This window comes from Enterobacter sp. K510 (genome assembly GCF_055804875.1).
On record NZ_JBNRLQ010000010.1, the window covers coordinates 1 to 18,224 of the forward strand.

At 52.0% G+C, this 18,224-nt stretch carries 21 protein-coding genes; 8 read left to right on the top strand and 13 right to left on the bottom strand.

The features are described from left to right. Positions 1 to 479 precede the first annotated feature (479 nt). From ACQUTD_RS16930 to parM, 7 genes are all read right to left on the bottom strand, one after another. Positions 480 to 698, bottom strand: a complete 219-nt coding sequence (locus tag ACQUTD_RS16930) for a hypothetical protein (RefSeq protein ID WP_129364190.1) — start codon at positions 696 to 698, stop codon at positions 480 to 482. Positions 699 to 723: 25 nt separating this feature from the next. Then, entirely contained in the window at positions 724 to 1,368 is a 645-nt protein-coding gene (locus ACQUTD_RS16935) for a DNA methyltransferase (protein ID WP_088222237.1), read from the bottom strand. A 379-nt stretch (positions 1,369 to 1,747) separates the two neighbouring features. Further along, positions 1,748 to 2,551, bottom strand: a complete 804-nt coding sequence (locus tag ACQUTD_RS16940; RefSeq protein WP_088222238.1) for an N-6 DNA methylase — start codon at positions 2,549 to 2,551, stop codon at positions 1,748 to 1,750. Further along, a complete protein-coding gene (locus ACQUTD_RS16945; RefSeq protein ID WP_088222239.1) occupies positions 2,551 to 2,823 on the bottom strand; it encodes a hypothetical protein in 273 nt (90 codons plus the stop codon). Before ACQUTD_RS16945 ends, ACQUTD_RS16940 begins: the two co-directional genes overlap by 1 nt. Before the next feature lie 381 nt (positions 2,824 to 3,204). Next, positions 3,205 to 3,462, bottom strand: coding sequence for a hypothetical protein (locus tag ACQUTD_RS16950; protein WP_088222240.1), 258 nt, complete (start codon positions 3,460 to 3,462; stop codon positions 3,205 to 3,207). Between the two features lie 11 nt (positions 3,463 to 3,473). Beyond that, complete coding sequence (locus ACQUTD_RS16955; protein ID WP_088222241.1) at positions 3,474 to 4,130, bottom strand: plasmid partitioning/stability family protein; 657 nt, start codon at positions 4,128 to 4,130, stop codon at positions 3,474 to 3,476. Between the two features lie 2 nt (positions 4,131 to 4,132). After that, entirely contained in the window at positions 4,133 to 5,104 is a 972-nt protein-coding gene (parM, locus tag ACQUTD_RS16960; RefSeq protein ID WP_165304118.1) for a plasmid segregation protein ParM domain-containing protein, read from the bottom strand. A gap of 219 nt (positions 5,105 to 5,323) precedes the next feature. Between parM and umuD the strand changes: the two genes are divergently transcribed. The 5 genes from umuD (at position 5,324) to ACQUTD_RS16985 (ending at position 10,825) form a co-directional block, all read left to right on the top strand. Then, positions 5,324 to 5,755 carry a translesion error-prone DNA polymerase V autoproteolytic subunit gene (gene umuD / locus ACQUTD_RS16965; protein WP_088222242.1) on the top strand — a complete coding sequence of 144 codons (432 nt, stop codon included), beginning with the start codon at positions 5,324 to 5,326 and terminating at the stop codon, positions 5,753 to 5,755. After that, positions 5,755 to 7,029, top strand: coding sequence for a Y-family DNA polymerase (locus ACQUTD_RS16970; RefSeq protein ID WP_088222243.1), 1,275 nt, complete (start codon positions 5,755 to 5,757; stop codon positions 7,027 to 7,029). Before umuD ends, ACQUTD_RS16970 begins: the two co-directional genes overlap by 1 nt. Before the next feature lie 416 nt (positions 7,030 to 7,445). Further along, entirely contained in the window at positions 7,446 to 8,348 is a 903-nt protein-coding gene (locus tag ACQUTD_RS16975; RefSeq protein ID WP_088222244.1) for a RepB family plasmid replication initiator protein, read from the top strand. A gap of 351 nt (positions 8,349 to 8,699) precedes the next feature. Then, positions 8,700 to 9,866: a plasmid-partitioning protein SopA gene (gene sopA / locus ACQUTD_RS16980; RefSeq protein ID WP_088222245.1), complete on the top strand. Its 1,167-nt coding sequence runs from the start codon at positions 8,700 to 8,702 to the stop codon at positions 9,864 to 9,866. Beyond that, on the top strand, positions 9,866 to 10,825 hold the full coding sequence (locus tag ACQUTD_RS16985; RefSeq protein WP_088222246.1) for a ParB/RepB/Spo0J family plasmid partition protein: 960 nt from the start codon (positions 9,866 to 9,868) through the stop codon (positions 10,823 to 10,825). The genes sopA and ACQUTD_RS16985 overlap by 1 nt, the downstream gene beginning before the upstream one ends. A gap of 288 nt (positions 10,826 to 11,113) precedes the next feature. Here ACQUTD_RS16985 and ACQUTD_RS16990 read toward each other — a convergent pair whose 3' ends face one another. From ACQUTD_RS16990 to arsH, 4 genes are all read right to left on the bottom strand, one after another. After that, positions 11,114 to 11,893 carry a site-specific integrase gene (locus tag ACQUTD_RS16990; protein ID WP_088222247.1) on the bottom strand — a complete coding sequence of 260 codons (780 nt, stop codon included), beginning with the start codon at positions 11,891 to 11,893 and terminating at the stop codon, positions 11,114 to 11,116. 12 nt (positions 11,894 to 11,905) lie between these two features. Continuing rightward, positions 11,906 to 12,634 carry a hypothetical protein gene (locus ACQUTD_RS16995; protein WP_088222248.1) on the bottom strand — a complete coding sequence of 243 codons (729 nt, stop codon included), beginning with the start codon at positions 12,632 to 12,634 and terminating at the stop codon, positions 11,906 to 11,908. 9 nt (positions 12,635 to 12,643) lie between these two features. After that, positions 12,644 to 12,949: a hypothetical protein gene (locus ACQUTD_RS17000; RefSeq protein ID WP_088222249.1), complete on the bottom strand. Its 306-nt coding sequence runs from the start codon at positions 12,947 to 12,949 to the stop codon at positions 12,644 to 12,646. A gap of 454 nt (positions 12,950 to 13,403) precedes the next feature. Further along, positions 13,404 to 14,102, bottom strand: coding sequence for an arsenical resistance protein ArsH (gene arsH, locus ACQUTD_RS17005; RefSeq protein WP_016151343.1), 699 nt, complete (start codon positions 14,100 to 14,102; stop codon positions 13,404 to 13,406). A gap of 85 nt (positions 14,103 to 14,187) precedes the next feature. Between arsH and ACQUTD_RS17010 the strand changes: the two genes are divergently transcribed. From ACQUTD_RS17010 to arsC, 3 genes are read left to right on the top strand one after another with little or no spacing between them, the layout of a single operon-like run. Then, positions 14,188 to 14,508, top strand: coding sequence for a transcriptional regulator (locus tag ACQUTD_RS17010; protein WP_004206577.1), 321 nt, complete (start codon positions 14,188 to 14,190; stop codon positions 14,506 to 14,508). A 44-nt stretch (positions 14,509 to 14,552) separates the two neighbouring features. Continuing rightward, positions 14,553 to 15,842: an arsenic transporter gene (locus tag ACQUTD_RS17015; RefSeq protein ID WP_032409266.1), complete on the top strand. Its 1,290-nt coding sequence runs from the start codon at positions 14,553 to 14,555 to the stop codon at positions 15,840 to 15,842. A 12-nt stretch (positions 15,843 to 15,854) separates the two neighbouring features. Next, positions 15,855 to 16,280: a glutaredoxin-dependent arsenate reductase gene (arsC, locus tag ACQUTD_RS17020; protein WP_473277377.1), complete on the top strand. Its 426-nt coding sequence runs from the start codon at positions 15,855 to 15,857 to the stop codon at positions 16,278 to 16,280. A 128-nt stretch (positions 16,281 to 16,408) separates the two neighbouring features. Here the strand turns inward: arsC and ACQUTD_RS17025 are convergent, their stop codons facing one another. Further along, positions 16,409 to 16,552, bottom strand: coding sequence for a hypothetical protein (locus ACQUTD_RS17025; RefSeq protein ID WP_157844785.1), 144 nt, complete (start codon positions 16,550 to 16,552; stop codon positions 16,409 to 16,411). Positions 16,553 to 17,056: 504 nt separating this feature from the next. Beyond that, positions 17,057 to 18,019 carry a GGDEF domain-containing protein gene (locus tag ACQUTD_RS17030; protein ID WP_088222251.1) on the bottom strand — a complete coding sequence of 321 codons (963 nt, stop codon included), beginning with the start codon at positions 18,017 to 18,019 and terminating at the stop codon, positions 17,057 to 17,059. Positions 18,020 to 18,224: the final 205 nt, after the last annotated feature.

Consider the following 18,224-nt stretch of genomic DNA (forward strand, 5'->3'; position numbering starts at 1 on the left):
CGGCAACGGCAACGGCAACGGCAACGCAGTGTGGGAAGCAAAGCAGTCAGGTCAACAATGAAACGGCGGCGGTCTGTGCTTATTAACGTGATGTTTATTCAGGGCGGGGTGGAAACGTACAGCGCAGCAGGCGCGGTATCTTTTACCCCGCCAGGCCGCAGGCCTGCATGGTTTTCGCGCGCGTCACCCGTGCAGCGGAATTAATCAGGGGCGCGGACACGCCCCGTCTTTTCATTCTGCCGGCGTTCCCTTGCCGCCCTGTAAAATAAACTGCCCTGCAAGGAACACAGCATACTGACAGGTCATATACCGGCCCTTAAACCTCACCTGAAAGGCGTATGTAGGGAAGTGTAAATGTCCCTGCCGCTGCCTTTAATTTGATTTAAAATAACCCTGCTCCTAACGCTGGCTTACAGGCGCGGAGAGTTCATATTTCATGGCAGGGTGATGTCCCCTGCCATATTTTTTGCGGCCCCTTGTTACCTGAGATGTTTAACCAGTGTCGCCGCCTGCCGGTACAGCTCAACCAGTTTCAGGTCCAGTTCGCTGATTATCAGTCCGGCCATACGCTCTGCGGTGTCACTGCCGTGCCAGAGATAACTTGCAGTCATGCCGCGCATCCGCAGATGCAGTTCGTAGAGTGATTCTTCCAGATCGGCCACGTCGTCACGCAGTTTTTCATATTCCGGTGTGTTCATCGCTTTTTCCCCCTGAGCCATTACGTTATGCCGCGCGACCGCTGCGCAGACCGGTAAGCCGGCGCGTTCCGGCGGCGTGATATTTTTCAAGAAGCTCGATGCCTATCCACCGGCGGCCCGCCTGCTCTGCCGCCACACAGGTGGAACCCGATCCGGCAAACGGGTCGAGCACTATATCCCCCGGCCGGGTGAAGGACTCGATAAGGGGTTGCAGGGCGGAAACGGGTTTTTCCGTCGGATGATGCCGGTTTCCCGTGTACTGCCAGGGGATCACATCCGATAACGGCGACGCCGGCACCTGGGGACGCCCTTTTGCCAGCAGGTAAGCACTTTCATGCTGGTAGCCCACAAACGCGGATTTAGAGGCATAGGGTTTGGCGAAAACGAGGTGGCCCACGACCCGGAAGCCGGCCGCTTTCCAGGCGTTCATGAAAATATCGATCCGGTTCCAGCCGTAAAAACTGACGGCCAGACTGTCGCGTTTCAGGACGCGGTACATTTCACGGCTGGCGGGCATCACCCAGTCGTCATTGTTATCGCCGGCAATGGAGCGCCCGGAACGATCGGTAAACCCGACCAGATACGGCGGATCGGTAAGAATGAAATCAACGCATTCTGACGGAAAACCGGCCATTACACGGGTGCTGTCACCCAGGATAAAACGGGACATGGTGTACTCCTCTGTGGAAAGTTGCGCGGCATTAGTGCCGTGACCACCACAAAGACGGGCGAAAAGCGAAGAAGGCAGGGGCGCTGGCGGAGGCCGCAGCGCAGGCACTTTACGGGCTGAATGCACCGTAAAGTGGGCGAACGGGCGAGCACAGCGGCGAAGCGAACCCTTGACGGCGAAGCGGCCCGGCTACCGTGAGGGCACGGCACCTGGCGTTCTGCCCGGACCCGTCAGGGTGCGGGAACGACGGGGAGCGCAGCGACATCCTTCTGAGGGTGATTTGTCACTGAAGCACAGCGCGCAGGAGGATGGCGGAAGCATACCGGGATGACAGGATGTGTCCGCCCGGAAAAAAAAGCGGGCCATGCCCGCCTTTTTCTTACATCGATGCCATGAAGCGGCGCATAGCCTGCACACGCTCATGACTCTCAAGGCGTTCCTGCCAGTTACTGAAGTACCACACCGGCGTATAGCGGGTGCGGCTGACCGACAGGGAAAGCGTATTGCCGGTATTCACCACGGCCGGGATACCCAGCAGGCTCAGCTGAATGAAGGTCATATCCGCCGCTGTCGGGTCAATATCGGTTGTCACGGCCATCAGCTGGGCAGAAGGATTTAACCCTTTATCCAGCATGCTCTCTGCAAAGGCGATCACCATGCCCCCCGCGCCGCTGGTCGGTTCGTTCAGGGTCACCCACGGGCAGGTCTTCAGCTGCTGCAGTGTGTCGTCAAGCAGCAGCTGCGCCAGCAGACGGGCCATCGGGTAAGGGGTGAAAAACTGCCCCATATCCCCGGAACCGAGTTCAAGCTCCATGAACACCGAGCCGAGAAAATCGTGATATTTCCCCTGCAGCGCGCTGATCAGCAGGCTGAACAACACATGGAATCGCTCCAGATCTGCTGCCTGGTAGCGGTCGCAGATTTTCCGGCTGGCTGCGATATTCTCAGGGGTCCGGATGCGGGCAATGTCCAGCTCGCCTGCCACCAGGGTGATGAATTCACGGAACACATCCCACCGGTGGTGATAGCGCGCCGTCTGACTGAATTCACGGATGAACCGGCCACGCGCCTCATCAGCGGTCAGGCCCGGCGCTTTTCCTGCCGGAACTGATGACGTTGCCGGTACGACCTGAGAAGGTGTGACGACGTCGTTAAGCACATCAAAAATGGAAACCTGGGACATTATGCTTTCTCCCCAGGCAGGATGCGAAAAAGGCCATCCAGCGGCGCAGCAGCAGCCACCGGCACGCCCTCCCGTAACCAGACCTGATAATAATCCGGCCCTGCACTGTCGAAGGCGATCAGCTCCTCGCAACCGGCGGGCGGGGTAAAATCCGGCAGGCTGACAGAAATCTGCAGCCCGGTCAGCCAGTCAAACAGATCGAGGATCTGGCTGGGTGAAAGTGATGACTCTGAAGATTCTTTTGCTGCGCCCTGGACGTTTCGCTGTGTCATGTTGGTGCTCCTCTGGGGTTGATTGTGATGTCTCTGTGAGTTCCTTCGCCGCAGTAACAGGCGGGACACACGGGGCAGAGGTGGCAGCAGGGGGGAACGACAAAGCCGCAGCCCGGAGCCTGCGGAGGGACCGGGTGCCGGCGTTCAGCAACGCGACCCTTGCAGACGCCGGCCGTGTGTCAGAGTCCTGTGCGGAGAAGGGACGACAGGGGCAGCACGCCCGCAGAAGATGAACGGGACACAGCCCCGACGCGCAGCGCGCGGCGTCGTAAGCGTACCGGCCCTGCCGGTACAGTGAGAGCGACGTGGACGACGTCCGCCGTTCGCGGCAAAAAAAAGCCCGTCATCTGCGACGGGCTTCGGTATCGTGGGATGCAGTACTTAGCGGGCTTTTTTTCCGTCGTCAAAGGCCAGAATGACGCCGGTACACATCAGCGCCGCATAGCCCAGCTGGAGAACAATGGTGACCGCAAGCGGGACATGGCTGGCAAGCAGAAGCGGAACGACAAGCAGAATGCTGAACAGGATCATTCCCCTGCCCGTTTTCTTCAGGGTGTCGGGCATTTCTGCCGCCGGCACTCCGGCCCTTTTCAGTATCCGGGCGGCAATGCTTTCAACCTGCTGTTTAAATCGTGACATCGCGCCTCCTGTCAGAACAGTTTTTTCATATTATTTCTGATCCTGGCTTCTTCGCCAGCGTCTGCAACCGGTACGTCTGCCCTCACGGCTTCAGAGTGTTTGTCAGCGGCAGGGGCCTGTGTCCCGCCTGTGACGTCGGTCAGAAGACGCATCAGCGCATTAAGCGTGCCCGGCGGTGCCGGCAGGTTTGTCAGCAGTTGCGGCAGCCGGACATCCAGCGTATGGAGCGCGCATCCCGTGGTGATGAGCTGGCGCAACAGCTGCCCCCGTAACCGGGAGGGGGCTGATTCAATCATGCTGACGGTGGCATTTGTCTCCGGCAACTGCAGGGTAATGCGCCGCCGCTCATCGGGTTCGTCGCTGCCGGTTTCAGCCCATCGCCTGGCAGGCAAAGCCTCCCTCACCTCCGCTGCCGGTGAGGCCGGCAGCAGGCCGTTCAGTGCACCGATAAGGCACGTAAGCTGTACCGCGTACAGCTTACCGTCGAACAGCTCGGTGATGAGCGCAGGAAGGCGGGTATCGATCCGGTACAGCACCCCGCCCGCCGTGGTTGCCGTGCGCAGAAAATCCCCGCGCAACGGCTGAGAAATCGTTTCAAGCGTGGCGGAAACGAGCATATCCGTGCGGTCATCGGTATGGAGATAAAAAGAATATTTGCCGGCTGGCACAGTCAGACCTCGCTATGGTACAGAGCAATCTCCCGGACCAGTGCCAGCTGGGGATCTGGAATGATTTCGATCCGCTCCGGCGATAATGGCCATGCCTGACGGACAGCATCTTCAATCAGCACCGCACCGCCACCAACCAGAAAAATTCTGTTCACGTTGCGATAACGAACCAGCTCACCGATCACCTGCGCGCCCAGCGTGGCGATTGCTTCTTCAATTTTGTCAGTTACATAATCAATTTTGTCTCCATCATTGATGATGCTGGCCAGAAATGCACGATCTTTCCGGGACCGGATGACGGTATCGGCCATCAGGGGGCTGGTTTCACTGTCAGCGGCACGCAGTGCAGCCTGGGCTGCACGGGTCACCACAGATACCCCGACACCCGGATTGCCATGCACGGCGCTGATGTCGTCAAACTGCCCCACAATGATCCCGGCATCGAGCGTGGTGCCCCCCAGATCAATGATGAGGGAGGTTTCTGCCGGGCCAGGCTTCAGCCGGGCAAGTCTGCTGAACGCGGCGGGCAGCGATTCCGGCATCACCTTCACATCGGTAATGGTGAAGCGTTCCCGCTTGTTAACAGTCAGCTCACGGAGCAGGTTAGAACGTTTTCGCGCTATGTTGTCTTCATTCTTCTGGCAGTCCTGATCGTAATACTCGCTCAGGGGCAGCGTGACGGTCAGCGAAACCGGCTGCGGCGCAAGACCACTGTTCAGAAGTGCGTGGTGGACCGCGAGGAGATTCATATCGCCGTACTGATATTCCACGTTTGTGGTCGGGACCGCATCACGACTGACACTGTCCCAGGTGTACTTCAGAAGGCCTGCCTGATAGTTAAAAGCATTTGCCCCGAAATCAGCCACTTTCCAGCCATGACGGAACGAATTGGCTGAAATGGACGTGTTGAGAGTGCCTTCAGCAAACCAGGCCAGTTTTACATTCGTTGAACCATCATCACAGTAGATATTCATCATTAAGCACCTTTATTTGTTCTCAAATTGAGAATAATGCTATCACGAACATCAAAGGTGTCAATATTAAATACTCAAATTGATAATAATACATTACTCAATTCGATAATATAGTGATAAGAAACCGCGCGGAACGCACCGGCAGAAGTTTTTGCACTTCACTTTTAAAAAGCTCTCCGCCTATACTGTTTATACATACAGTATAAAAGAGATAAGAAGATGAAACTGGTTATGATGTTTCCCGCCAGTGATTGTCCGCCGCTGGCATTTCCTTTATTTGCCGACAGGGCTTCCTGTGGTTTTCCGTCTCCGGCACAGGACTATGTTGAGCAGGAGCTTGATTTAAATGACTATTGTGTCAGACGCCGCAGCGCAACCTACTATCTCCGCGCAAGCGGGGACAGTATGGCGGATGGCAGTCTTTTCAACGGTGATCTGCTGGTTGTCGACAGTGCGGAAAAACCCGTACACGGCGATATTGTCGTGGCCAGCGTTGACGGGGGGTTTACGGTTAAACGGCTCCAGCTGCGTCCCCGCCTGGCCCTGCTCCCGATGAATGCCACGTATCCCACGTTATATCCGGACCCAGATGAGCTGGAGATATTCGGGGTGGTGACGCATATCATCCACCGGCCACGGGAGATGTTCTGATGTTTGCCCTGGCCGATGTAAATTCCTTTTATGCAAGCTGCGAGAAAGTCTTCAGGCCGGATCTGCGGGGCCGGGCGGTCGTCGTTTTGTCCAATAACGATGGCTGTGTGATCGCGAGAAGTGCCGAAGCAAAGCGGCTTCAGATAAAAATGGGCATACCGTGGTTTCAGCTGAAAGAGATGCAGTTCCCTGAAAAGGTCTGGGCTTTTTCAAGCAATTATGAGCTTTACGCCTCGATGTCGAATCGCGTGATGGCCTGCCTGGAGGAGCTTGCTCCCCGCGTTGAGCAGTACAGTATCGATGAGATGTTTCTGGATATACGCGGGATCGACAACTGTACAGACTTTGAAACCTTTGGCAGGCAGCTGAGGGAACATGTTTTTGCCTGTACCCGCCTGACCATCGGCGTGGGCATGGGACCGACAAAAACCCTTTCAAAATCAGCACAATGGGCCTCAAAGGAGTGGCCACAGTTTGGCGGTGTACTGGCGCTGACCCCGGCCAATACACGGCGGACAGAAAAACTGCTTTCGCTTCAGCCGGTAGAGGAACTGTGGGGCGTTGGCCGGCGTATTGCGAAAAAATTAAACGCGATGGGGATCACCACCGCCCTGCAGCTGGCCCGCACGAACCCGGCCTTTATCCGCAAGAATTTCAGCGTCGTGCTGGAGCGTACAGTACGCGAGCTTAATGGTGAAAGCTGTATCGCCCTGGAAGAAGCCCCGCCTGCAAAACAACAGATTGTCTGCAGCCGGTCATTCGGCCAGCGGATCACTGATCAGGAGGAGATGCATCAGGCTATCTGCCAGTATGCAGAGCGCGCAGCAGAGAAGCTGCGTGGCGAACGACAGTACTGCCGGCATATCTCAGTCTTTATCAAGTCATCTCCGTTTGCGCTGAATGAGCCTTACTACGGCAACGTGGCGACGGAAAAGCTGCTTACGCCTACCCAGGACACCCGTGACGTCATTGCGGCGGCTGTGCGTGCGCTGGAGCGTATCTGGCAGGACGGTCACCGCTATGCAAAGGCTGGCGTTATGCTGAATGATTTCAGTGCGTCTGGCGTGGCGCAGCTGAATCTGTTTGATGAACAGCCCCAGCGTCCCCACAGCGCGGAACTCATGAAAGTGCTGGATGGCATAAATCACTCTGGTCTGGGTCATATCTGGTTTGCAGGGCGTGGCCATGCACCTGAATGGCAAATGAAACGTGACATGCTCTCGCCGGCCTACACCACACGCTGGAAAGATATCCCTCAGGCCATCATTCGCTGAAAATCTTCTGCTTATCGATAAAAATCGCAGCGCTCGCCGCAGACACGTGACCGGGCGCAGCCCGCGAACGTGCGAGGAAGCGCAATATCCACGAACTTAAAGATATCTACTTACGCTCCGAGGCTAAGTTGGTCAGTAGCGTACTTGGCTTTATGCACATATCCACATAGTAGATCCAAAGACGATCCAAAAAGGATCCATATAGTCCCAAATAGATCCCGCTGCGCTCTGAGCCTTGCTATGCCTGCATTAGAGCCTTGTTAATGTGTTTATAAAGCGGATAAATATGTTTATAAACCGGATTTATGTGTTTACAAAGCGGAATGCAGTGTTTATAAATCGGATATTCTGTGCTTATAAACCGGATTTACATGATTTTTATTCATCTACTTTATTCGCTTGTGGAAAAATAGCCTATGTATAAGAAAAATCAGGAACTTTCTATTGAGTCGGTCCTGGAAGTCATTGGCGAGAATAAAAAACTTACCCCCACAAAAAATGCTACTGTGCAGCCTGTCGCATTGATGCGTTTAGGCCTGTTTCTTCCCTCGTTGAAGCGTAAGGGCAAGGATACTGGCAACATTAACATTGATGCCAGTCGCGAGCTTCAAAGCCTTGAACTGGCTAAGGCAGAAGGTTACACAGACATCCGTATTTCAGGTCCACGCCTATCGATGGAAACGGACTTTAAGGTTTGGGTGGGAATCATACTTGCTTTTTCTAAGTATGGTATGTCAGGGAATACTGTAGAACTGCCGTTCAGCGAATTTGCTACCTATTGCGGCTACTCTTCTAAAGACAAAGATAAAAACTTGCGTACACGCCTTGCTGACTCTCTGGCTCGCCTTAGGGGTACAACGATACGACTAACTTCTGAAAAAGATAAACAAGGCGTCGTTTCTGGTCTACTCAGCAGAGGAAAATGGGATGAGGATAAAGATCTCATGATTATCACTGCAGATGAATCTCTTTGGGAGCTTTATCAGTTTGACCGTCAGGTCATCATTCAGATGTTTATACTCCGGCAGTTAGCTAATAAAGGTACTGCTCAGGCTTTATACACTTTTCTGGAAAGCTTACCTGAACGACCAATCCCTCTCTCTTTCTCACGCATCAAGCGCAGACTGATGTTGACCTCTCCCAATAATCAACAAAATCGTGTTATTAACAAGGCAATAGATGAGCTGAAGGCCGTGGGCTATCTCGATGGGGATGTTGTTAAGAAAGGTGGTGAATGGCATCTACTGATTGCGCGTCGTACTCCCCGGCCCGACATCAAAGCCATCACAAGTGTTTATAATCCGGATGATCAAGAGTAATTCTGTTCTGTGTTTATAAAGCGGATATGAAATCTGAACTGCCGACGATTGCTCCTCCCTTATCGTTGCGTGTAATAAACTTTTTTCCGCTTTCTAAACACATTGCCCTGATTGTAAACACAACCAACATTGATCATCCGCTTTCTAAACACACGCCCTCTTCCGTTATCTGCTAATTATCTGCACCTCAAGTTCTTCCGGTTTGTAAGCACACGGGCTGCTCTGAAAATGTACCTTCCTTTTTCACTTAACTTTGCGCCATGTCACTAATACTATGCAAAAATTGTTGCTTTGCGCCGTTAATCAAGATTTAATGAATTTATGCAAAGTTGATAACTTGAGGCCATGTCAATGGGACTGATGGAAAAGCTGGATCAATGTATAGCGGCAGGTCATGCAATGACGCGCGCCATTGCGCTTGCACAATTTAATGATGATAGCCCCGAAGCACGGAAAATTACACGTCGCTGGCGTATAGGTGAAACTGCCGAATTGGTAGGTGTTTCAACTCAAGCAATACGTGATGCTGAAAAAAGTGGGCGTCTTCCGCATCCGGATTTAGAACTACGTGGCCGTGTTGAACAGCGCGCTGGTTATACGATTGAGCAAGTTAATCATATGCGAGATGTGTTTGGAACCCGGATTCGTCGGCCTGATAACACTTATCCACCCGTTATTGGTGTTGCTGCGCATAAAGGTGGTGTTTATAAAACATCAACCTCAGTACATCTTTCGCAGCATCTGGCTTTAAAAGGTCTTCGGGTTTTGCTGGTAGAAGGAAATGATCCACAAGGAACGGCCTCAATGTATCACGGCCTTGTTCCAGATTTGCACATTCATGCAGATGATACTCTTCTTCCTTTTTATCTAGGCGAGCGCGATGATGCTAGTTATGCCGTAAGGAATACCTGTTGGCCTGGCCTAGATATCATCCCTTCCTGCCTGGCGTTACACCGCATTGAAACTGAGCTAATGGCTTGCTTTGATGCCGGTAAGTTGCCAACAGATCCCCATATGATGTTACGTTTGGCGATTGAAACTGTTGCTCATGATTATGATGTAATCGTCATTGACAGCGCACCAAACCTTGGTATCGGAACGATAAACGTAGTATGTGCCGCCGATGTTCTAATCGTCCCTACTCCAGCAGAGCTTTTCGATTACACATCCGCACTTCAGTTTTTTGATATGTTACGAGACCTGCTTAAAAATGTTGACTTAAAAGGATTCGAACCAGATGTGAGAATCCTGCTAACTAAATACAGTAATAATAATGGCTCGCAATCCCCGTGGATGGAAGAACAAATTAGAGACGCGTGGGGTAGCATGGTACTAAAAAACGTTGTGCGTGAAACAGATGAAGTTGGCAAAGGTCAGATACGTATGCGAACAGTCTTTGAGCAGGCAATAGACCAACGTTCGTCAACAGGCGCATGGCGTAATGCCCTGGCAATATGGGAGCCTGTTTGCACTGAAATTTTTGACCGTTTAATCAAGCCTCGTTGGGAGATCCGATAATGAAACGCGCCCCTATTATCCCTCGTACTTCATCTTCGGTTAGTAAAGAGTCTGATAGTGCACCGGCAGCTCCTATGGTGGATGCGTTGATTTCTCGCGTTGGAGCGCTTACAAAAGGCAATACCATTTCATTGCCTGTATGTGGTCGAGACGTCAAATTCACTCTTGAGACACTAGATGCAGGTAGAGTGCAAAAAGAAACCCGCGTATGGGTTGGTAATGAGCGTGATCAGGAGCTTTTGAATGAGTCTTCTCTCGATGATTTGATACCATCATTCTTATCTTCTGGTCAGCAAAATCCGGCATTAGGTAGACGCATTAATGGAACAATTGAGGTTGCAGATGGTAGTCGCCGCCGTATGGCTGCAATCACCACTAACTCAGAGTACAGGATTCTGGTTGGCGATTTAGATGATGAGCAAATGGATGCGCTCTGCCGTCTTGGCAATGACTATCGACCAACCAGTGCATATGAGAGAGGCAAGCGTTACAGCCGTTTACTTGAAAATAAGTTCAATGGAAATGTTTCGGCGCTCGCTGAAAGAGAAAATTTATCGCGTATTTCTATTTTACGTTGTATGAATACAGCTAAATTACCACGAGAAGTTGTTAGCCTTTTTGCCCATCCGGGTGAATTATCAGCGCGTGCAGGTGAACAGCTTGCAAATTTCTTTGAAAAAAATGAGCGTGTTTTAATCTCAAATGTTCAACTCTTGGCACAAAAAAAATTGACAGGAGAGTTACTTGAAGCCGAGGAAATTATTCGATCATTGCAGTCTCTATCTTTGATGAAGGCAGAGCAAAAGCCTCAGTCCATCAGGAAAAAGTTTGCTCCTGGTGCTTCAGCAAAATATCAGGGTGATAAAGTAGTTGTTAGTTTAGACATCTCAAAAATCCCTCAAGATGTGGTTACCCGCATTGAAGAAATCCTTTCAGAACTGAGTGTAACTACTACTTAATGGAAGAATGTGTGGAGGATTGTATCCATGGATACAATCCTTTCATAAGCCACCTTTTGCCTTATAAGATTGTATCCATGGATACAATTTTTCAGTTTCACTTTTTCTTTGGTACTCAGTGCCATACACCACTCTAATTGATGGGTAGGGTATGATCCCGAAGATAAGTAGAAGAAGCAATAACAGGTCACATTTGGAAACCTGCTTGGCTGAAAGGAATGCTCTGGAACATAAATGAACGTCAGTTAACTTTACCTTCCAGAGCAACGCACACTGGGGAACGAAACTTCATGGCTGCGCTTTTAACAAAGCCACTGCATCGGTGCCAGGCATCTGAAACTGCACCCGGTATCGTGCCGCCACGTCGAGTGCAAACACCTTCGTGTAAACTTCCGTCGAGCTGGCTGATTTGTGCCCCATCAGGCTCTGCAGCACCTTCAGCGGGATACCCGCATACAGCATATGCATGGCGTAGGAGTGGCGGAATGTGTGCGGTGTAACCGGGATCGAGAACGTCACTCCGTCTGCAGCAGCGGAGTCAACAGCCTCGTTAATCCATGTTCTGACAGTACGATCGGTGATCTCCCAGATACGCGCTTTCTCCATTCTGCCGGTGCGTTTGTTGCGACGCTCCAGCGGGATTTTCAGGGTGGCCACCATCATCTCCAGCTGGCTGACGTACTGAGTGTCTGACAAAGGAACAAGCCTGTGAGTCTTGCTACCGGCCGGTGCGCGGCCTGCCGTTCTGGCCGCTTTTTCCGTGCGCTGCTTGAGGGTGGCCAGCTGAACGAAGGGGTAGGGCTGCGCCAGGGAAAAATCCCCCCGAGTCAGGGCCAGCGCTTCATTAATGCGCGCGCCCGTGTTCCAGAGCGTGGCAAGAAGCATCTTGCGGTGCAGATCCGGGACATAGTGGAGCAGGGCACTGACTTCCGGTGCCAGCAGGTATTTAGGCAGTTCGTCCTGAACGAGGGCCATCTGGCGCAGGGCCAGTGCTGCCGGATAGTCGATGGCCACCGGCAGCTGCATTGCAGAAAACGGTGCCGGATGACCTTGCAGAACAGGTAACATTTTATTTCTCCCTTATACGCCATCGCTTTCATCTGAGCGGTTTTGGTGAGCAGCTTCGATTTTATTACGCATCTGCATATGGAATGACGCTAAAGATCTGGCACTCATTACGGCGCGAACGTGACGACGTTTCCTTTCAAGCCGCCACTCCTTCCAGAGTACGTTCTGAGCCGACCAGGGAGAAGCATCGAGGCGAGTGCCAGGTAAGCCTGCGAACTGTCGTAAACGGCGTGACTGAATGATGGCTTTGAGGCCCAGGCGGGTATACTGATACTGCCGTGCCTCAAAGAATTCGTCATAATCAGGAGCGTAAGCATCAGTTGCGGCAATGACGCGATCGGCCTCTCCCTGAATCACCGGCAGCTCCCGGATGCGGTACATCAGCTTCGCCGGCAAAACCCGCCAGTCACCTGTGACTGCGGAGTAACTGAGGTTTGGAACAGTGGTGTCCGGAACGGTAATCCTGTTCTGGTTTAAGTATCCATTATCCATTGCGACTTCAGCGCACGCTTCGGCAAATTGTTCGAGTAAAAAGACCAGCTCCGTGGCAATAAAAAGTCGTTCACTGGCCTGTTTCGCTGCAGCAGCTCTTTCCTCGCGCTTTCTGGTGAAGTGATGGGTCAGACTCACGCCACCCAGTGCGGCACCAATGGATGAAACCGCCGTGATGATCTGCGGCCACAGACTGGCGGTGTCCTTTACAACCTTCACACCTTCGGTGGCAATAAACCAGTCAGCCATAGATATTCCTTAACCTGTCATGAGGTTAGGCCACAATGTCAGCGCCTTATTAAAGTCAAGTTCACAGTAAAACGCATCCGGCTCGCGCCCTGCGGGACACGGATGAACAGTAGTTGCCTGTCCGGTAATAACCCAGCCCGTGTTCTGAACATTCAGCTCCCGTTCAGCCACCACAAGATTGTCCCAGGTAATAATGTGACAGATGCTGCTCCCTGAACCGGACGGCAGATGAATCCACAGCTTTTCATGGCCAAGTTCCCGAAGCGCACAAAATATTTGTATCAGAGAGATTTCTTTACTGCCTGCCGGTGCCATCCCAGTTTCCTTTAATATCAATAGTCACAGAGAGTAATTATGATATTCCGCATAAATCCCTTTCACTAGCATGATTTTTCCGTGCGCGTCATTTTCTGCCTGATAATAAGCACACATATAAACACGCTGTTAAATTACCGGATGGCCGTTTCGCGGTGATCCGACTTTCTGGCGTATCACAACTTTCCGGAAGTGTACCACGGTGAGGGAATAAGCAAAGCGGCCTTTTTGCCCACTGCGCGCCGGGTCACGGGGCAGGGGTGAACCACAACATATAGCGCCTATGTCCGCTGATAATACCGCTACATGTTGTGTTTGTGCACCGCAGCGTGCCGGGGTGTGGAAGGAAGATCCTACTCCTGAAAACGACAGACACATGTAAGATTATCCGCTGCCTGGCAGAAGGAGACTTTGTGAAAACGCTCATGGTGTGTATTTATACGATCAGAAGGCGTTATATTTTTTCCTGATTGACGCGGTACGAAAGTTCCTGATGACTCTCTTTTCGTTCGCTGTAGCGATCTGCAAGGTAGCTGGTTTGTCCCCTGAGCAGCAACGTAATTTTAAACAACTCCTCTGCGACATCTACGATACGGTCGTACCATGAGGACGGCTTCATCCTTCCGTTCTCATCAAATTCCTGCCAGGCTTTCGCCACCGAGGACTGGTTGGGAATTGTGAACATCCGCATCCAGCGGCCCAGAATGCGCATCTGGTTCACGGCATTGAAGGACTGCGAACCGCCGCAAACCTGCATCACTGCAAGTGTCTTGCCCTGCGAAGGACGAACCGCGCCTTCACTCAACGGTATCCAGTCGATCTGCGCCTTCATCACCGCGCTCATAGCCCCGTGCCGTTCCGGCGAGCTCCACACCATCCCGTCACACCATCTGACCAGCCCGCGTAGCTCGGAGACTTTAGGGTGCGTATCCGGGGCATCATCCGGCAGGGGTAAACCGGAGGGGTTAAAGAATTTCACCTCCGCGCCCATCGCCGTCAGCAGGCGACCTGCTTCCTCCGCGGCAAAGCGACTGTAGGAGCGCTCCCTTACTGAGCCATACAGGATCAGAATCCGTGGGGGCTCCTGCAGGTGCAGACGTTCGGCAATATGTTGATCAAAACAGTCAGTATTCAGGGCTGGAAATTGTTCCATTTTTCTCCTCCGGAGAGAACAGGTGATTTTAAAGTTAATACATATGATCTAACATATGTGTATTCTAAAGGGAACGGAGTGAAAAATGCTACAACCTGTTCAGCTTTTCAAAATCCTGTCGGATGAAACACGGCTAGCCATCGTCATGCTTCTCCGTGAGTCCGGAGAATTATGCGTCTGCGATATCTGCGTTGCCACCTCCGAATCGCAGCCCAAAATTTCGCGACATATGGCTATCCTTCGCGAGGCTGATCTGGTTCTTGACCGTCGGGAAGGCAAATGGATCCACTATCGTCTGTCACCCCATATTCCGGCGTGGGCAGCAGAGACAATCACGACGACCTGGCAGTGTCTGCGCGAGGATGTACGTGAATGGCTGGACAAATCAGCCTGCACCTCCTGCTGAGGCAGGAAAACATATTTACAAAATCATATATGATGGGGTCTGAGATGCTTTTGGCAGGGAGTATATTTTTACTGACGCTGGTACTGGTGATCTGGCAACCCAGAGGCCTGAGTATTGGCTGGAGCGCGAGTATCGGGGCTGTGCTGGCGCTGGGAACCGGTGTCATCCATATCGCTGATATTCCCGTTGTCTGGAATATCGTCTGGAACGCGACAGCGGCATTTATTGCGGTCATCATCATCAGCCTGCTGCTCGATGAGTCCGGCTTCTTTGAATGGGCCGCACTGCACGTCTCCCGCTGGGGTAACGGACGTGGCCGCCTGCTGTTCACCTGGATAGTCTTGCTCGGTGCCGCTGTTGCTGCTTTGTTCGCCAATGATGGCGCCGCGCTGATCCTGACGCCGATTGTGATTGCGATGCTGCTCGCACTGGGGTTCAGCCAGGGCACGACACTGGCCTTTGTCATGGCTGCAGGATTTATTGCAGATACGGCCAGCCTGCCACTCATTGTTTCTAACCTGGTGAATATCGTCTCGGCGGACTTCTTCGATCTGGGCTTTACGCAGTACGCCTCCGTTATGATCCCCGTGGATGCGGCAGCGATTGCGGCCACGCTGATCATGCTGCATCTCTTCTTCCGCAGGGATATTCCGGCAACGTATGACGTTTCGCTGCTGAAGACGCCTGCCAGTGTGATAAAGGATGCGGCAACGTTCAGGGCGGGCTGGATTGTCCTGTTATTGCTGCTTGTCGGTTTCTTCGTTCTGGAGCCGCTGGGGATCCCTGTCAGCGCGATAGCAGCTGCTGGCGCAGCAGTACTGTTTATCGTGGCGAAAAGAGGTCATGGCATCAACACAGGGAAAGTCCTGCGCAGTGCGCCATGGCAGATCGTGATTTTTTCGCTGGGCATGTACCTGGTGGTCTATGGCCTGCGCAATGCCGGGCTCACGGAGTATCTGTCTGGTGTACTGAACCTGCTGGCAGAAAAGGGGTTATGGGCAGCAACGTTCGGCACCGGCTTCCTGACCGCGTTCCTGTCGTCGGTGATGAACAATATGCCGACGGTGCTGATTGGCGCGCTGTCGATTGACGGGAGTACGGCGACTGGCGTCGTCAAAGAGGCAATGATTTATGCCAACGTGATTGGCTGCGATTTAGGCCCGAAAATCACCCCGATTGGCAGTCTGGCAACCCTGCTTTGGCTGCATGTGCTTGCCCAGAAAAATATAACGATCACCTGGGGTTATTACTTCCGCACCGGCATTATCATGACTCTGCCCGTGCTGTTTGTCACTCTGGCCGCGCTGGCGTTGCGGCTTTCCATCACTTTGTAATGAGATAAAGATATGAGCAACATTACCATCTATCACAACCCGGCCTGCGGCACTTCACGCAACACGCTGGAGATGATCCGTAACAGCGGTAACGAACCGACCATTATTTATTGTCTCGATACGCCACCGACCCGTGATGAGCTGATTAAACTTATTTCAGATATGGGAATTACGGTGCGTGCATTGCTGCGTAAGAATGTTGAGCCTTATGAACACCTGGGCCTTGATGAAGAGAAATTCAGTGATGAGCAGTTGATTGATTTTATGCTTCAACATCCGATCCTGATTAATCGGCCGGTAGTCGTTACGCCGCTTGGCACTCGTCTTTGCCGCCCTTCAGAAATAGTGCTGGATATTCTACCTGAAGGTCAGAAAGGAGCGTTTACCAAAGAGGACGGCGAAAAGGTCATTGACGAAACGGGGAAGCGGGTTAAGTAACCTGTTTTTTTCGTCTCATTTTTATCGTATTCGGGTGTCTGTCTGTACCATGCAGACGCTCGCTTTTTGTAATGCCAGCTAAAGAAACAGGCTTAACGTAGGATATTTTCCGTTTTCCAAGCGGACCCCTATAGCTGGTTTCTGAATCGTTGCGCTAAAATTTTTCTACGCATTTCTGGAGTAATACTCCGATGATTAGGATCAATAATATCAAGTGGTACTTCAACTAAGGTAACTAACTCTTTCTCATCAATAATTATATTATCTGCCACAAAAGAAATCCTTAATATTTATTTTTAAGATGACATTCAAGTTGTTAAAGAAAGCAATAATGAAATTTTTTTTAGTCTCGGTCAGGTTCAGCATTAACACCCCTTAAGCTTGCAAAGCTAGATTCGAACGGAAGGGCTGCTTAACCAGCTTCTTATATAAGATATGATAATTAATCTAGGAATGCCACTTTCATGACCACCGGTAATCATATATTGTCTGCGTCGTTTTGGCTATGACGACTATTTCAGTCACTCTTACACCCAATATGAGTGTGAAGGTGGATATCAACCACTTCTGGCTTTTGGGGTTTCCGGATCTCAGGGTAAGAGAAGGGAGATTAATGCAGGATAATCACAAATAAGTTCAGATTGTTGTGATTTGTGGATTAGTGCATAAACAGCAATTAAAAAACGACTTTATGCGCGTGATAGTCAAAAATAGTCTGTCTGCCTGTACCGATAAACCTCTTGTCCGGAGATCAGGTCCCCCGGGAAAGAGACGTGTCACGGTTCTGTTTTCAGTGACAGGGTCTTTCGCTTTTTCGTCAGGTACATCACTTCATCACATTTACCGATCATCTCCGCCAGCGTCGTAAACTGGTCTGCGTTATTAATCATTGCACCGAAGGAGTAATTGATATTGTAGGGTTTACCTGAGGTATCATTGTAATGATCCAGACTGGCACCCAGTGCGTCCAGAAAATAGCGGGTGTCGCCGTCCCGCCGGAGAAGGGCGGCAAACTCATCCCCGCCGAGGCGGCCTGCAATTTCGCCCGGTTCAAGGTGCTGATGTAAAAAGGTGGCAAATACCTTAAGCACCTCGTCACCCTCAGCGTGTCCCCAGAGATCGTTAACCGGTTTGAACCTGTCCAGATCGAAATAGATGAGGCTGAACGACGCATCCTGCCGGTTCATTGCGCGGAAGAGTTTGTCGCCGGCGCGGTAAAACCCGCGCCGGTTGGGAATGCCCGTCAGGCTGTCCGTCATAGCCATGTTGATGGCCTCGAATTCGTCCTCCACGATACAGGCCAGGTCCCGGAGGGACGCAATATCCTCATCCGTGAAGGCGCGGGGAACGGTGTGGATCAGGCACAGCGTGCCGGCCACCGTGCCGTCCGGCAGGCCGGCGTAGAACCGGATGTGTGGTTCACCGGTAACCAGGGGATTATCGTGAAATCGCGCATCGGCAGCCGCATCGTGAATGATAAAAGGCCCTTCCTGCAGAATGGCGTGCCCGCAGAACGAAATATCACGTGGAGTTTCGCGCACGCCGACGCCCTGGCAGGCGAAGAGCCACTGGCGCTCGCGATCCAGCAGGCTTATCAGGGCCACCGGGACCTGAAAGGCTTTGCGGGCCAGCCGCGTCAGGCGTTCAAAACGCTCATCGTCACGGGTATCAAGAAGGCCGGTAATATACAGGGACTTCAGCCTCTGTTCTTCATTCTCCGGTATACCGGGTGCCTGCATGTAATCTCCTGGTATGTACAAAGTATATATGCAGATGAAAAGGTGTTTGGATCTGACTGAGTGTAATTATAGTTCACGACTTATCTGCCAGCGGCTGAACTTCAGGTACAGGAATTCACGTTTATCACTCGTACTAGACTCTCCGGAGGACCAGGGGAATGACCGGGTCTGTTACGGTGAGGGAATCTGTAAACCTCAGGATTTT

Bases quoted from the DNA above. Each gene is read 5' to 3' on its own strand.
- ACQUTD_RS16930 (WP_129364190.1), bottom strand. From the start codon at position 698: ATGAACACACCGGAATATGAAAAACTGCGTGACGACGTGGCCGATCTG.
- ACQUTD_RS16935 (WP_088222237.1), bottom strand. From the start codon at position 1,368: ATGTCCCGTTTTATCCTGGGTGACAGCACCCGTGTAATGGCCGGTTTT.
- ACQUTD_RS16940 (WP_088222238.1), bottom strand. From the start codon at position 2,551: ATGTCCCAGGTTTCCATTTTTGATGTGCTTAACGACGTCGTCACACCT.
- ACQUTD_RS16945 (WP_088222239.1), bottom strand. From the start codon at position 2,823: ATGACACAGCGAAACGTCCAGGGCGCAGCAAAAGAATCTTCAGAGTCA.
- ACQUTD_RS16950 (WP_088222240.1), bottom strand. From the start codon at position 3,462: ATGTCACGATTTAAACAGCAGGTTGAAAGCATTGCCGCCCGGATACTG.
- parM (WP_165304118.1), bottom strand. From the start codon at position 5,104: ATGAATATCTACTGTGATGATGGTTCAACGAATGTAAAACTGGCCTGG.
- umuD (WP_088222242.1), top strand. From the start codon at position 5,324: ATGAAACTGGTTATGATGTTTCCCGCCAGTGATTGTCCGCCGCTGGCA.
- ACQUTD_RS16970 (WP_088222243.1), top strand. From the start codon at position 5,755: ATGTTTGCCCTGGCCGATGTAAATTCCTTTTATGCAAGCTGCGAGAAA.
- ACQUTD_RS16975 (WP_088222244.1), top strand. From the start codon at position 7,446: ATGTATAAGAAAAATCAGGAACTTTCTATTGAGTCGGTCCTGGAAGTC.
- sopA (WP_088222245.1), top strand. From the start codon at position 8,700: ATGGGACTGATGGAAAAGCTGGATCAATGTATAGCGGCAGGTCATGCA.
- ACQUTD_RS16985 (WP_088222246.1), top strand. From the start codon at position 9,866: ATGAAACGCGCCCCTATTATCCCTCGTACTTCATCTTCGGTTAGTAAA.
- ACQUTD_RS16990 (WP_088222247.1), bottom strand. From the start codon at position 11,893: ATGTTACCTGTTCTGCAAGGTCATCCGGCACCGTTTTCTGCAATGCAG.
- ACQUTD_RS16995 (WP_088222248.1), bottom strand. From the start codon at position 12,634: ATGGCTGACTGGTTTATTGCCACCGAAGGTGTGAAGGTTGTAAAGGAC.
- ACQUTD_RS17000 (WP_088222249.1), bottom strand. From the start codon at position 12,949: ATGGCACCGGCAGGCAGTAAAGAAATCTCTCTGATACAAATATTTTGT.
- arsH (WP_016151343.1), bottom strand. From the start codon at position 14,102: ATGGAACAATTTCCAGCCCTGAATACTGACTGTTTTGATCAACATATT.
- ACQUTD_RS17010 (WP_004206577.1), top strand. From the start codon at position 14,188: ATGCTACAACCTGTTCAGCTTTTCAAAATCCTGTCGGATGAAACACGG.
- ACQUTD_RS17015 (WP_032409266.1), top strand. From the start codon at position 14,553: ATGCTTTTGGCAGGGAGTATATTTTTACTGACGCTGGTACTGGTGATC.
- arsC (WP_473277377.1), top strand. From the start codon at position 15,855: ATGAGCAACATTACCATCTATCACAACCCGGCCTGCGGCACTTCACGC.
- ACQUTD_RS17030 (WP_088222251.1), bottom strand. From the start codon at position 18,019: ATGCAGGCACCCGGTATACCGGAGAATGAAGAACAGAGGCTGAAGTCC.